This is a genomic window from Burkholderia sp. IDO3, assembly GCF_003366075.1.
Classification (GTDB): domain Bacteria; phylum Pseudomonadota; class Gammaproteobacteria; order Burkholderiales; family Burkholderiaceae; genus Burkholderia; species Burkholderia anthina.
In genome coordinates this window covers 1,279,686-1,292,020 of the sequence record NZ_CP028962.1, presented here as the reverse complement: position 1 = coordinate 1,292,020, position 12,335 = coordinate 1,279,686, and the positions used below count along the sequence as shown (strand labels likewise).

13 protein-coding genes are annotated in these 12,335 nt (G+C 66.4%); 9 read left to right on the top strand and 4 right to left on the bottom strand.

Going from position 1 to position 12,335, the window contains the following annotated elements; all coding sequences use genetic code 11:
- The first annotated feature begins 38 nt into the window (after window positions 1-38).
- The 7 genes from DCN14_RS05985 to DCN14_RS05955 are packed head-to-tail and all read left to right on the top strand — an operon-like array spanning window position 39 to window position 7,260.
- Complete coding sequence (locus DCN14_RS05985; protein WP_096499132.1) at window positions 39-734, top strand: CDP-alcohol phosphatidyltransferase family protein; 696 nt, start codon at window positions 39-41, stop codon at window positions 732-734.
- Window positions 731-1,540: a 2OG-Fe(II) oxygenase gene (locus tag DCN14_RS05980; RefSeq protein WP_096499134.1), complete on the top strand. Its 810-nt coding sequence runs from the start codon at window positions 731-733 to the stop codon at window positions 1,538-1,540. The genes DCN14_RS05985 and DCN14_RS05980 overlap by 4 nt, the downstream gene beginning before the upstream one ends.
- Window positions 1,537-2,538 carry an HpnL family protein gene (locus tag DCN14_RS05975; RefSeq protein ID WP_096499136.1) on the top strand — a complete coding sequence of 334 codons (1,002 nt, stop codon included), beginning with the start codon at window positions 1,537-1,539 and terminating at the stop codon, window positions 2,536-2,538. The genes DCN14_RS05980 and DCN14_RS05975 overlap by 4 nt, the downstream gene beginning before the upstream one ends.
- Before the next feature lie 36 nt (window positions 2,539-2,574).
- On the top strand, window positions 2,575-3,342 hold the full coding sequence (locus DCN14_RS05970) for a phosphocholine cytidylyltransferase family protein (RefSeq protein WP_096499138.1): 768 nt from the start codon (window positions 2,575-2,577) through the stop codon (window positions 3,340-3,342).
- Window positions 3,339-5,012, top strand: coding sequence for a phosphoenolpyruvate mutase (gene aepX, locus DCN14_RS05965; protein WP_096499140.1), 1,674 nt, complete (start codon window positions 3,339-3,341; stop codon window positions 5,010-5,012). The genes DCN14_RS05970 and aepX overlap by 4 nt, the downstream gene beginning before the upstream one ends.
- Window positions 5,009-6,196 (top strand): phosphonopyruvate decarboxylase, encoded by a 1,188-nt coding sequence (gene aepY / locus DCN14_RS05960; RefSeq protein WP_096499142.1) that lies wholly within the window; start codon window positions 5,009-5,011, stop codon window positions 6,194-6,196. Before aepX ends, aepY begins: the two co-directional genes overlap by 4 nt.
- On the top strand, window positions 6,196-7,260 hold the full coding sequence (locus DCN14_RS05955; protein ID WP_096499144.1) for a 2-aminoethylphosphonate aminotransferase: 1,065 nt from the start codon (window positions 6,196-6,198) through the stop codon (window positions 7,258-7,260). Before aepY ends, DCN14_RS05955 begins: the two co-directional genes overlap by 1 nt.
- A 328-nt stretch (window positions 7,261-7,588) precedes the next feature.
- Here the strand turns inward: DCN14_RS05955 and DCN14_RS05950 are convergent, their stop codons facing one another.
- Both DCN14_RS05950 and DCN14_RS37865 read right to left on the bottom strand, forming a co-directional pair.
- On the bottom strand, window positions 7,589-8,233 hold the full coding sequence (locus DCN14_RS05950) for a flagellar biosynthesis protein (RefSeq protein ID WP_096499146.1): 645 nt from the start codon (window positions 8,231-8,233) through the stop codon (window positions 7,589-7,591).
- 144 nt (window positions 8,234-8,377) lie between these two features.
- Entirely contained in the window at window positions 8,378-8,629 is a 252-nt protein-coding gene (locus tag DCN14_RS37865; RefSeq protein WP_143331622.1) for a hypothetical protein, read from the bottom strand.
- Between DCN14_RS37865 and DCN14_RS05945 the strand changes: the two genes are divergently transcribed.
- Window positions 8,628-9,446: a multidrug ABC transporter ATPase gene (locus DCN14_RS05945; RefSeq protein WP_096499148.1), complete on the top strand. Its 819-nt coding sequence runs from the start codon at window positions 8,628-8,630 to the stop codon at window positions 9,444-9,446. The two genes, DCN14_RS37865 and DCN14_RS05945, sit on opposite strands and share 2 nt — an antisense overlap.
- A 25-nt stretch (window positions 9,447-9,471) precedes the next feature.
- On the opposite strand, the gene DCN14_RS05940 is transcribed toward DCN14_RS05945, so the two are convergent.
- Window positions 9,472-10,623 carry an acyltransferase gene (locus DCN14_RS05940; protein WP_096499150.1) on the bottom strand — a complete coding sequence of 384 codons (1,152 nt, stop codon included), beginning with the start codon at window positions 10,621-10,623 and terminating at the stop codon, window positions 9,472-9,474.
- Window positions 10,624-10,980: 357 nt separating this feature from the next.
- Here DCN14_RS05940 and pip point away from each other — a divergent pair, with 357 nt between their 5' ends.
- A complete protein-coding gene (pip, locus tag DCN14_RS05935; protein WP_096499341.1) occupies window positions 10,981-11,913 on the top strand; it encodes a prolyl aminopeptidase in 933 nt (310 codons plus the stop codon).
- 63 nt (window positions 11,914-11,976) lie between these two features.
- Here pip and DCN14_RS05930 read toward each other — a convergent pair whose 3' ends face one another.
- Window positions 11,977-12,249, bottom strand: coding sequence for a hypothetical protein (locus DCN14_RS05930; RefSeq protein WP_096499343.1), 273 nt, complete (start codon window positions 12,247-12,249; stop codon window positions 11,977-11,979).
- Window positions 12,250-12,335 lie beyond the last annotated feature (86 nt).

The window sequence follows — 12,335 nt, the reverse complement described above, 5'->3', positions numbered from 1 at the left end:
AAAAAGCAACAAATTACAATTCCGTATATATTTCGCCGATGGACCAAAGAAAAACCGCAACACGCTCCGAGCCCCCCCTGCCACGCACCTGGGATGCGCGGCTGGCGCGCTCGCTCGTCCGACCGCTCGTCGACACACCCGTCACCCCGAATCACCTCACCACCGTCCGTCTGCTGATCGGCCTCGCCGGCGCCTGGTGCCTTGCGCACGGCGGCTTCGGCTGGAGCAACGCAGGCGCGTTCCTGATCGTGCTGTCGAACTTCGTCGACCACACCGACGGCGAACTCGCGCGCATCAGCGGCAAAACCAGCAAGATCGGTCACTTTTACGACCTCGCGGCCGATGCGCTCGTGACGGTCGCGCTGTTCGTCAGCATGGGCGTCGGCGTCGTCGCCCAGGGCGGCCGGATGGTCGCGTCGCCGGTGCTGCTCGGCGCGGCGGCCGGCGCGGCCGTCGCGCTGATCTTCTTCCTGCGCATGCGGATCGAATCGATCGCGGGCAAGGCCGGCACCAAGCAGGCATTCGCCGGCGGCTTCGAGACGGAAGACGTGCTCTATCTGCTGCCGCTCGTGACCCTCACCAACGGCGTCCAGCCGTTTCTGCTCGCGGCGTCGATCGGCGCCCCGCTGTTCGCTGCCTGGGTCGTGATCGACTGGTGGCGCGTCGTGCGGCGCGACAACCGCCCGCAGAACCCGGCCGCGCAGAATCCAACCGAAATCCAGGCTTCCAAATGACTCCTAGCACGCGCGACGACTCCGTGCTGAGCCCGGCACGCCCCGCGCCTGCGCGCGCGGTTGCGGCCGATCCCGATCGCACCGTGGCCGACTGCGTCGGCCGCCTTGACCTCGACCATCTGCGCGGCGACTACACGCGCCAGGGGTCGTTCCTGTATCTGGACGCGTTCCTGCCGCCCGACGCCTACGCAAAACTCGCGGATGCCGCGCGCGCGATGCAGCCCGGCCTGAACCGCAATTACCTGCCCGGCCACAAGCAGGGCGGCAGCGTGAGCCGTCATACGATCGACGAGCAGGCGCCGTACATCGCGGAACTGTACCGCTCGAAGGCGCTGCTCGGCTTCCTGGAGAAGGTCACCGGCGACAAGCTGATGCTGTCGCCGGACAACGATCCGCACGCTTACGCGCTGTACTACTACACGAAGCCGGGCGACCACATCGGCTGGCACTACGACACGTCGTACTACGACGGCCGCCGCTACACGCTGCTGATCGGCGTGATCGACGAATCGTCGTGCCGGCTCGACTACGAGCTGCACACGCGCAACCCGGACGTGCCCGACGAACCGGGCTCCGTGCAGATCGCCGACGGCGGCATCGTGCTGTTCGACGGCGACAAGCTGCGCCATCGCATCACGCCGCTCGGCCAGAACGAGATGCGCGTGTCGCTCACGTTCGAATACGTGACGAACCCCGGCATGCGGCCGTGGAAGCGCTTCATCTCGAACATGAAGGACGCGATCGCGTATTTCGGTTTCCGCCAGGTGTTCAAGCAACTGGCGTCGCGACGGACGAGCGGGTCATGACACGCGCCGGCCTGATCCTGCTGTCGCTCGGAACGGCACTGTTCGTCGCCCTGCTCGCGTGGCAAGGCGTCGGCGCGGTCGCGTCGACGTTCCTCGCGGCAGGCTGGGGGCTCGCGCTCGTCGCGCTATTCCACGTCGTGCCGCTCGTGATCGACGCGATGGCGATTTCCGTGATGTTCCGCCACGGCCAGCCGGGCGCCGAGCTCGGCAACGCACTGCGCGCGCGCTGGGTCGGCGAATCGGTGAACAGCCTGCTGCCCGCCGGACAGATCGGCGGCCCGGTGCTGATGGTGCGCCATCTCGCGCAGCGCGGCACGCGCATGGCCGATGCGGCCGCCGCCGTCACCGTCGGCACGACGATGCAGGCGCTCGCGCAGATGGCGTTCGCGCTGATCGGCATCGCCGCGTTCAGTCTCTATGCGACGCACGATTCGGTCGCGCATCTGCGCACGCCCGCGCTGATCGCCACCGGCGTGCTCGGCGCGCTCGCCATCGCGTTCTACGCGGCGCAGCGGCGCGGGCTGTTCGGCCGCGGGCTGCGCATCGCGTCGAAGCTGCTCGGCCCGCGCGACTGGTCGTCGCTGGCGACCCGCGCGGACGCGATCGACGACGCGGTCGGTGCGCTGTACCGCGATCGCGCGAAGGTCGCGAAGACCTTCGCATTGAGCCTCGTCGGCTGGATCGTCGGCACCGCCGAAGTGTGGCTCGCGCTGCACTTCCTCGGGCACCCGGTCAGTTGGCTCGACGCGCTGCTGCTCGAGAGCGTCGGCCAGGCGATTCGCGGTGCGGCGTTCGCGATTCCCGGCTCGCTCGGCGCACAGGAAGGCGGTTACCTGCTGCTCGCCCCGCTGGTCGGCCTGCCGCCCGACGCGGCGCTCGCGCTGTCGCTCGCGAAGCGCGCGCGCGAGCTCGCGCTCGGCCTGCCCGGCCTGCTCTATCTGCATTTCAGTGAAAGAAACTGGCAGCGGCGCCGTGCGCCGCAGCCGCTCGCCGACTGATCGTTCAGATCCGCCGGCTTTTTGGTTGGAGAACCCATGCGAGCCATCATTCTTGCGGCAGGCCTCGGCTTGCGCCTGCAACAACCGCCCGAAGCGCAGTTCCCGAAGTGCCTGCTGCGCTTCGACGACGTATCGCTGCTCGAGCGCCATCTGCGCGTGCTCGATGCCGCGGGCGTCGACGAAATCGTGCTCGGGCTCGGCTTCCAGTCCGAGAAGGTCGAGCAGGAGCTGAAGCGCCTCGGCCGCACCGCCGAGATCGTGCTGAACGAGCGCTACGACCTCGGCAGCGTGCTGACCGTGCACACCGTCGCCGATGCGATGACGCGCGGCGGCGACGTGCTGCTGATGGACGCCGACGTGCTGTACGACGAGAACATCCTGCACGCGCTGGTGGCCGATCAGGACAAGGCGGTCGACCGCCTGCTGATCGACCGCGACTTCGAGGCCGGCGACGAGCCCGTGAAGCTGTGCCTGAAGAACGGCGTGCCGGTCGAGCTGCGCAAGCAGCTCGCGGTCGACCTCGACTACGACACGATCGGCGAGTCGGTCGGCTTCTTCCGCTTCACCGAAGGCACCGCGCGCCGCCTCGCGAAAATCGTCGCGGGCTACGTCGACAGCGGCCGCGCGAACATGCCGCACGAGGAAGCCGTGCGCGACCTGCTGCTCGAAGGCGGCCATTCGTTCGACGTCGCCGACGTCACCGGTTCGCCGTGGATCGAAATCGACTTCCCGAACGACGTCGCGCGCGCGACGCAAGAAATCCTCCCCCTGATTCAACGCACGACCGCAGGAGCCGCACGATGAATGCACGCGAACCCAACTTCTCCGAATCGCGCAGCGCGCGCCTGCGCCGCATGCTCGTCAGCAACGAACTCGAATTCCTGATGGAAGCGCACAACGGCCTGTCCGCGCGGATCGTCCGCGAGGCCGGCTTCAAGGGGATCTGGGCGTCGGGCCTCGCGATCTCCGCGCAGTTCGGCGTGCGCGACAACAACGAAGCGAGCTGGACCCAGGTCGTCGACGTGCTCGAATTCATGGCCGACGCGAGCGACCTGCCGATCCTGCTCGACGGCGACACCGGCTACGGCAACTTCAACAACGTGCGCCGCCTCGTGAAGAAGCTCGAGCAGCGCGGCATCGCCGGCGTGTGCATCGAGGACAAGCAGTTCCCGAAAACGAACAGCTTCATCGGCGGCGAGCGCCAGCCGCTCGCGGAAATCGACGAATTCTGCGGCAAGATCAAGGCCGGCAAGGACTCGCAGAGCGATCCCGACTTCTCGATCGTCGCGCGTGTCGAGGCACTGATCGCGGGCTGGGGGATGGACGAGGCGCTGCGCCGCGCGAATGCGTACGCGGAAGCCGGCGCCGACGCGATCCTGATCCACAGCAAGCTGTCGCGCCCGGACGAGATCCTGCAGTTCGCGCGCGAATGGAGCGGCAAGGCGCCGCTCGTGATCGTGCCGACCAAGTACTACAGCACGCCGACCGACGTGTTCCGCCAGGCCGGCATCAGCACCGTGATCTGGGCGAACCACCTGATCCGCGCGTCGGCATCGGCGATGCAGTCCGTCGCACGCGAGATCCATGAGAACCAGACGCTGATCAACGTCGAAGACCGCGTCGCATCGGTCAACGAGATCTTCCGCCTGCAGGACGCCGACGAATACTCGGCGGCCGAGCGCATCTACCTGTCGTCGTCGTCGCGCGCGTCGAACGCGGCGATCGTGCTCGCCGCGAGCCGCGGCAAGGGCCTCGAAGCCGTGACCGAAGATAAACCCAAGGTCATGCTGCCGGTCGCCGGCAAGCCGCTGCTGCGCTGGCTCGTCGACGGCTTCAAGACGCACGGCGTGAACGACATCACCGTGGTCGGCGGCTATCGTGCCGACGCGATCGACACGTCGGGCATCAAGCTCGTCGTCAACGAGCGCCACGCGCAGACGGGCGAACTCGCGTCGCTCGCGTGCGCGGCCGAACGCCTGACCGGCGACACCGTGATCTCGTACGGCGACCTGCTGTTCCGCAGCTACATCGTGCGCGACCTCGCGGAGAGCGAGGCCGAGTTCAGCGTCGTCGTCGATTCGTCGCTCACCGAGCCGACCAACCAGAGCGTGCGCGATTTCGCGCTCTGCTCGGCTGCGGACGACCGCGGCCTGTTCGGTCAGAAAACCTACCTGCAACGCGTGTCGAGCGACGTCGCCGCGGGCACGCCGCACGGCCGCTGGATCGGCCTGCTGAACGTGCGCGGCGCCGGCGTCGAGCGCCTGAAGGCGATGCTCGCGACGCTGCAGGCGCGCCCCGATTTCGACACGCTCGACATCCCCACGCTCCTCAACGAACTGATCGCCGCCGGCGAGAAGATCGAGGTGCAGTACGTGCACGGCCACTGGCGCGGCGTCAACGATCTGGAAGACTTCCGCCGCGCGGGCGACTTCGCGCACGGCCAGACGCCGCTCGGCAACGGGAGCGCGCAATGATCGAAGCGGCCCAGTTCGTCGAGGCCGCGCGCGAGCGCGGTTTCGACTGGTACGCGGGCGTGCCCTGCTCGTACCTGACGCCGTTCATCAATTACGTGCTGCAAGATCCGACGCTGCACTATCTGTCGGCCGCGAACGAAGGCGACGCGGTCGCGCTGATCGCGGGCGCCACGCTCGGCGGCAAGCGCGGAATCGCGATGATGCAGAACTCCGGCCTCGGCAACGCGGTGAGCCCGCTCACGTCGCTGACGTGGACGTTCCGGCTGCCGCAGTTGCTGATCGTCACGTGGCGCGGCCAGCCCGGCGTGTCCGACGAGCCGCAGCACGCGCTGATGGGCCCGATCACGCCGGCGATGCTCGACACGATGGAGATTCCGTGGGAGACGTTCCCGACCGACCCCGAACAGGTCGGCCCGGCGCTCGACCGCGCGATCGCGCACATGGACGAAACGGGCCGCCCGTACGCGCTCGTGATGCAGAAAGGCAGTGTCGCGCCGTATGAGCTGAAGGCGAACCCGGCGGCCGCGCCGCGTGCGCATGTCGCCGCGCAGTCGGCGGCCCGCGCGGAATCGCCTGCCGTCTGGCCGACCCGCCAGGACGCACTGCAACGCGTGATCGCGCACACGCCGGTCGATTCGACCGTCGTGCTCGCGTCAACCGGTTTCTGCGGCCGCGAACTCTATGCGATCGACGATCGCCCGAACCAGTTGTACATGGTCGGCTCGATGGGCTGCGTGACGCCGCTCGCGCTCGGTCTCGCGCTCGCGCGCCCCGACCTGCGCGTGGTGGCCGTCGACGGCGACGGCGCCGCGCTGATGCGCATGGGCGTGTTCGCGACCCTCGGCACCTACGGGCCGTCCAACCTCACGCACGTGCTGCTCGACAACGGCGCGCACGAATCGACGGGCGGCCAGGCGACGGTGTCGCGGCATGTGTCGTTCGCGGGCGTCGCGGCCGCATGCGGCTATGCGTCGGCCGTCGAAGGCGACACGCTCGACGTGCTCGATGCCGCGCTCGGCGCATCGAACCCGAACGACGGCACGCGCTTCGTGCGACTCGCGATTCGCACCGGCGTGCCCGACGGCCTGCCCCGCCCGACCGTGACGCCGGTCGAAGTGAAGACCCGCCTGATGCGGCATATCGGCGCCGCACAGGCGCAAGCCCACGCCGAAGGAGCGCATTGATGCTGCTGCTGAACCCCGGCCCGGTAACGCTGACCGAACGCGTACGCCGCAGCCTGCTGCAACCCGACCTGTGTCATCGCGAAAGCGAATTCTTCGATCTGCAGGATGAAGCGCGTGCGCGCCTCGTCGCCGCTTACCAACTCGATCCGGCCGAATGGGCCGCCGTGCTGATGACGGGCTCGGGCACCGCCGCCGTCGAAAGCATGGTCGCGGCGCTCGTGCCGCAGGACGGCAAGCTGCTCGTGATCGAGAACGGCGTGTACGGCGAGCGCATCACGCAGATCGCGACGCAATACGGCATCGCGCACGACGTGCTGAAGCACGAATGGATGCAGGCACCCGATCTCGCGCAGATCGCCGCGCGGCTCGACGCGGGCGGCTATTCGCACGTCGCGGTGATTCATCACGAAACGACGACGGGCCGATTGAACGATCTCGGTGCGATTGCCGAGGTGTGCCGTGCGCGTGGCGTGAAGATGCTTGTCGACGGCGTCAGCAGCTTTGGCGCCGAAGCAATCGATTTCGCCGGCGGCGTGATCGACGCGGTTGCCGCGACCGCGAACAAGTGCCTGCACGGCGTGCCGGGCGCGGCGTTCGTGATCGTGCGCCGCAGCGCGCTCGCGAAGGCCGCGAGCCGTACTTACTATCTTGACCTTGGTCGTCTCGCGAAGCTGCAGGATCAGCGGAATACGCCGTTTACGCCGTCCGTGCATGCGTATTACGCGCTCGTCGAGGCGCTGCGCGAGTTTGATGAAGCCGGTGGCTGGCGGGCGCGGCATGCGCACTACAAGGCGCTTGCCGATCAGGCTCAGGCCGGGCTTGCGGCGCGCGGGATGCCGCTCGTGCTGCCGGAAGGTGCTTCGTCGGTCGTGCTGCGTGCTTACCGGCTGCCGCAAGGCGTTACGTACGAAACGCTGCACGATGGGCTGAAGGCGCGTGGCTTCGTGATCTATGCGGGGCAAGGCGGGCTGTCGAAGGAACTGTTCCGGATCTCGACGATGGGCGCGATTGCGGCGGCCGATGTCGATCGGTTGCTGGATGGGTTTACGGCGTTGACGCGGTAGGTTCTTGCCTGCACCGTTGAACAAAAAAGGCCCTCACGGGCCTTTTTTGTTCAACTCGCGTTTTCGGGAAACTGGCACATTTGTCCGGGTTCGGCCACTTTGGGGCATTCACCGTGACGCCGTAGATCATTATGCGAAAAGAGCTTTCGTAGCTGTGCGTCTCGTTGTTTGGCTGGGAGCATTATCGTCTTCACGCTTTTGCGAGCGACGTCGGATCCCGCTCGACGTCGTCGATCTGATATCGAAATACCGATTGCGGTTCTGGACCGGCGAGCCAGACGCTTCAGTCATCTTCACGACGAGCGACATGGTTCGCTCTTGGAGGGAGCTACTTCCCGCTTACCAGGTCCTTTGTCCGCTGGGTAATCGCCGACAAGCCTTTTTCCACGATCTCTTGCCAGTCGCTGGAAACTACGACCTGCTTCGAATCGCTAACGTGAGTCTTCACGGCCTGAGCACCATGAAGTGCGCCGACGTCGCCTGACAATTGCAATTCTGATTTCTGATTGGTTGTGACGGACCAGAAGCCGGGCTGGAACCATGCCCAGAATTCGATTACTTGCGCAGTTACCGGAGCGGCGGCGGCAAAGTTGGGGTCTCCTTGCTTTACGACAATGTAACCTGCCTCCTGAAAGCCCGTAGTCAATGCGCTTTCAACGAGGCCGGAAACCGTCTTGCCTTCAGGAAGCACCACATCGCCGAGTGCCTTGCCATAACTGTTTCTCTTCCGACCGATCGCGCGAGCTTTCGATGCATCGCTAGAATCTTCATCAGAATCCAGTGACGCCATGTCGGCGCTGGGAGGCTTGACGGTAAAAGTGCGTTTGTCCTGGACAGAGTCAATGCGCACGTACTTCCCCGTCGCAGGGTTTGTGCCTTGAGGCGCGGAGACGTCGACAGTTGTGCGGCCTACCGCGCATCCAGCAAGAATGGACGCGGCGAGGCCATAGATGGCGATTCGACTCAACAGCATAATTGTTTTACCCCTAGCGGATTATTCGAGTCGCCAAGCTGAACGCTTGACGATGCCCACAACAAAGTGCATGCGCTCGAGCTGGTTTTGCGCGATTCGGAGAATACCGTATTTCTCGTTCACCAATCCAATGCACAGGGCGTGTTATGGATTTTTGCTAGCCACCAATCCAGCTTCTGGGGTGTTTTCTTGACGAAATGCCGTGAGCAGATAAAGCTCAAGAAGTGAAGCAGTATCTGTCTGGCGGCGTTCGAATGCTTCACCGGAAAAATTCCGGAAACCTGCGCGCCGAAAGTCGAGATTTGGAATGACCGCTTTCCGGTAATTCGACAGTCCACTTCGGACCGGTAACCGACACCCGCAAAACTCAGTGAAACCCTCTTCCAACGTGACCATGAGAATCCTGCGTTTCGCCCCGCTACTGGCGCTCGCCGCCGCCCCCGCCGCTCAAGCCGCCGACACCCAGACTTGCGACGACGCCACCCTCGTCGCCGTCGCCCGCTGGGCCGGCATCACGAACGCACGCCTCGCCGCGCGCGACACGGACCGGCTCGTCGTCGCGTCGGCGTGCAAGGCCATGCCGAACGCGCCGGAAACAACGATCGTGGCCGCCGCATTCGACTCGCTTCCGAAGAGCAAGAACCCGGACGACAGCAACAAGCTGCAGGTCGTCGCGCTCGTCGAGGGTGGCAAGGTCGTGGCGGCCGAACGGTCGGTGGTCGAGGAAGATGCCGCGACGGAGATCGGCGAGCACAGCTATCAGATCGATACGGCACCCTACCGGCTGTCGCCCGACGTGCGTGCGTTCGGCGTCGTGTTCACGAGCAGCGCCCGCGGGCCGAGCTGCCCCGATGCCGATGCCAGCGAGGAGCTGACGCTGTGGGTGCGCGAAGGCAACCGCATCCGTCCGGTGTTCGGCACCAACCGCTATGGATGGGTCGCCGTCGAAGGTGAAGCCTGCGGCCCGGGTGTCGGCGACGCGAGCAGCGAAGAGGCACGCATGACGATTGCCGTCGAGAAGACTTCGAGCCACGGCTTCGCGGACCTGTCGATCACCGCCCACATCACGAAGACGCAACGCAAGGACGGCGATTACGCCGATACGGGCAAGCGCACCGCGCGAACGATCGTCCATTACGACGGCAAGACGTACGGAATCGACATGTTCCGAAACTTCTGGTATTCGCCTGTCGCGATGAAGCGCTTCAAGTAAAACTGCGGTGGGCCACCCCGCCCGCCTACTCCACCGCCTTCGGCCCGATCGCGTCGCCCGACGCCGGCATCCGCCGTGCGTCGTCGTTCACGCGTCGTGCCTCGCGCGCGGCGAAGCGATCCTTCAGCCGCAGGAACGGCTTCTCGACGACGAAGTAACTGGCGCTCGCGGCCAGCAACGCCCATACGATCCCGAGCGGAAAGCCATGCGCGACCGGCAGATCCGGATTCGCGAACGGCTGCTGCCACAGATAGAGGCTGAACGAGATCGTGCCGACGAACACGACCGGTGCGGCCCGCAACCACCGCGCGCACCAGAACTCGCCGCGGAAATTCAGCACGACGATCACGACCGCAATCAGCGCGGCTTCCAGCGTCACGCCATAGGTAGCATTCCAGAAACCGCCGAGCCGATGCTCGGCAAGCGGCATCCCGAACAGCACGATGACGATGAGCGCCGTCACGATGTACGTCTCGCTTCGCCATGAACGGATCCACGCTTCGAGCCGTTCGCGATTGAGCGCCGCGTAGCAACCGATCAGGATCGGATCGACGCCGGTGTGCAGCATCATCCCGAGCTGCCCGCGCAGCGCCGGCGCGACGAAATACGTAAGCGCGCGCACCAGCGGCACGATCAGGATCAGCGCGGCCAGCCAGCGCGTGCCGCGGCGACGCGCACCGTACAGGAACAGCAGCGGCCAGAACCAGTAAAACTGCTCCTCGAGCGCGAGCGACCAGAAATGACCGAGATACCACGCGCCGTCCGGATGCAGCGCGTTGTCGCCGGTCAGCCCGAACCACGCCGAGTAGTTCCACAGATGCAGCGCCGCATACAGCCACTGGCGGCGGTCGACGTCGAGCCAGCCGACGATCGCGAGAACACCGACGGTCGCGAGATACACGTAGCAGGCCGGCCAGATGCGCAGCGCACGACGCACGTAGAACGGCGTCAACGCGATCCCGCCGGTGCGCGCGAACTCCGCGCGCAGCACGCTGGTGATCAGGAAGCCGCTGAGCACGAAGAAGATCAGCACGCCGAGCCGGCCGTCGGCGACCAGCCGCAGCGGCGCATACCAGCCGGTATAGCCGCCCGGCAGCACGTGCTCGGCATGGCCGACGACGACCATCGTCACCGCGACGGCGCGCAATCCGGTCAACTGCGTGACGCGATGGTTCATCGGCGGGCTTCCGTTGGCACGGTGGAGGGACGATGTGAAGGCCGGCGCCCGCGACGGGCGGCGCCGATACGCCGCCGGGATTCTGTCTGAAAAATATCGAAATGAAATTGCCGAAAAAATGCCGGAGCGGCGGCGGCGCGGAATACCGGCCCGCAAAACGGGTGCCGATCGGCGCGCAGCGGCCGGAATGAATGGGCATAATGACAAGCCTTGTCCGGCGGCGGCCGGTCCGATGCCCGCACAACGAATTTTGCGGCGCCGCATCATGCGCTTTCCGTATGGCGCGAATGGCGCGTATCGCGCCCGCACACCGGCCCTGCATCCGCCCTCGTGTCGACCCTGAACCGGAGCCTGCCTGTGTACCCACCGATCGAACCCTACGCCCACGGCCACCTCGACACCGGCGACGGCCATCGCATCTACTGGGAGCGCTGCGGCAACCCGGCCGGCAAGCCCGCGGTGTTCCTGCATGGCGGCCCGGGCGCGGGCTGCAGCCCCGACCATCGCCGCCTGTTCGATCCCGAGCGCTACGACATCCTGCTGTTCGATCAGCGCGGCTGCGGACGCTCGACGCCGCATGCGAGTCTGGACAACAACACGACCTGGGACCTGGTGGCCGACATCGAACGCCTGCGCGAGATGGTCGGCACGGAGCAGTGGCTCGTGTTCGGCGGCTCGTGGGGCAGCGCGCTCGCCCTCGCCTACGCGGAAACGCATCCGCAACGCGTGAGCGCGCTCATCGTGCGCGGCATCTTCACGATGCGTCGCGCGGAATTGCTGTGGTACTACCAGGAAGGCGCGTCGTGGCTGTTCCCCGACCTGTGGGAAGCCTTCCTCGCGCCGATTCCGGAAGCCGAGCGCGGCGACCTGATGGCCGCCTATCACCGCCGGCTGACGGGCGACGACGAAGCCGCGAAGCTCGAAGCCGCGCGCGCATGGAGCATCTGGGAAGGCCGCACGATCACGCTGCTGCCCGATCCGGCGCTGGCCGCGCACTTCGCGGACGGCCACTACGCGCTCGCGTTCGCGCGGATCGAAAACCACTACTTCGTGAATCGCGGGTTCGTCGACGAAGGCCAGTTGCTGCGCGACGCGCATCGCCTCTCCGGCATTCCGGGCGTGATCGTGCAGGGCCGCTACGACGTCGCGACGCCCGCGCGCACCGCGTGGGATCTCGCCAAGGCGTGGCCCGACGCGACGTTCGAAATCGTCGCGGATGCCGGGCACGCGTACAACGAACCAGGCATCCTGAAAGCGCTGCTCGCGGCGACGGACCGGTTCGCCGCATAAGCCGCAACACGACACCACGCGGCGCGCCGCGGCCGGCCCTGCCGGCCTGCACGCGCCGCCCGGTCAAAGCGCGGCTTCGACGATCGTCCTGCCGTTGATCGCGCGCTCGACGAGTTGTTCGTCCCCGACCTTGCGGATCGCATCGTCGAGCAATCCTTCCGGCTCTTCGGTCGCCACCTTCAGCAGGCCCGACAAGCCACGCGCGTCGAGCACCACCAGCGTCTCCATCGAATCCGCGCGGCTCACGAGCACGCGGCGGAACGCCGGGCCCGCGCCGAAGCTCGCGCAAAGCTCAATCGTCTCGTTGCCGAGCGTGTAATCGAAGTGCTTGATCATGTCCGCCGCCGTTGCAAGGGTATGGCGACGCGCGACGGCGCGGCGCCGTGACGTCGACGCACCCGCGCGTGCCGCCGGCGCCGGAT

What these genes read in the sequence shown, in the direction of transcription:
- DCN14_RS05985 (WP_096499132.1), top strand. Translation starts at nt 39, where the DNA reads ATGGACCAAAGAAAAACCGCAACACGCTCCGAGCCCCCCCTGCCACGC.
- DCN14_RS05980 (WP_096499134.1), top strand. Translation starts at nt 731, where the DNA reads ATGACTCCTAGCACGCGCGACGACTCCGTGCTGAGCCCGGCACGCCCC.
- DCN14_RS05975 (WP_096499136.1), top strand. Translation starts at nt 1,537, where the DNA reads ATGACACGCGCCGGCCTGATCCTGCTGTCGCTCGGAACGGCACTGTTC.
- DCN14_RS05970 (WP_096499138.1), top strand. Translation starts at nt 2,575, where the DNA reads ATGCGAGCCATCATTCTTGCGGCAGGCCTCGGCTTGCGCCTGCAACAA.
- aepX (WP_096499140.1), top strand. Translation starts at nt 3,339, where the DNA reads ATGAATGCACGCGAACCCAACTTCTCCGAATCGCGCAGCGCGCGCCTG.
- aepY (WP_096499142.1), top strand. Translation starts at nt 5,009, where the DNA reads ATGATCGAAGCGGCCCAGTTCGTCGAGGCCGCGCGCGAGCGCGGTTTC.
- DCN14_RS05955 (WP_096499144.1), top strand. Translation starts at nt 6,196, where the DNA reads ATGCTGCTGCTGAACCCCGGCCCGGTAACGCTGACCGAACGCGTACGC.
- DCN14_RS05950 (WP_096499146.1), bottom strand. Translation starts at nt 8,233, where the DNA reads ATGCTGTTGAGTCGAATCGCCATCTATGGCCTCGCCGCGTCCATTCTT.
- DCN14_RS05945 (WP_096499148.1), top strand. Translation starts at nt 8,628, where the DNA reads ATGAGAATCCTGCGTTTCGCCCCGCTACTGGCGCTCGCCGCCGCCCCC.
- DCN14_RS37865 (WP_143331622.1), bottom strand. Translation starts at nt 8,629, where the DNA reads ATGGTCACGTTGGAAGAGGGTTTCACTGAGTTTTGCGGGTGTCGGTTA.
- DCN14_RS05940 (WP_096499150.1), bottom strand. Translation starts at nt 10,623, where the DNA reads ATGAACCATCGCGTCACGCAGTTGACCGGATTGCGCGCCGTCGCGGTG.
- DCN14_RS05930 (WP_096499343.1), bottom strand. Translation starts at nt 12,249, where the DNA reads ATGATCAAGCACTTCGATTACACGCTCGGCAACGAGACGATTGAGCTT.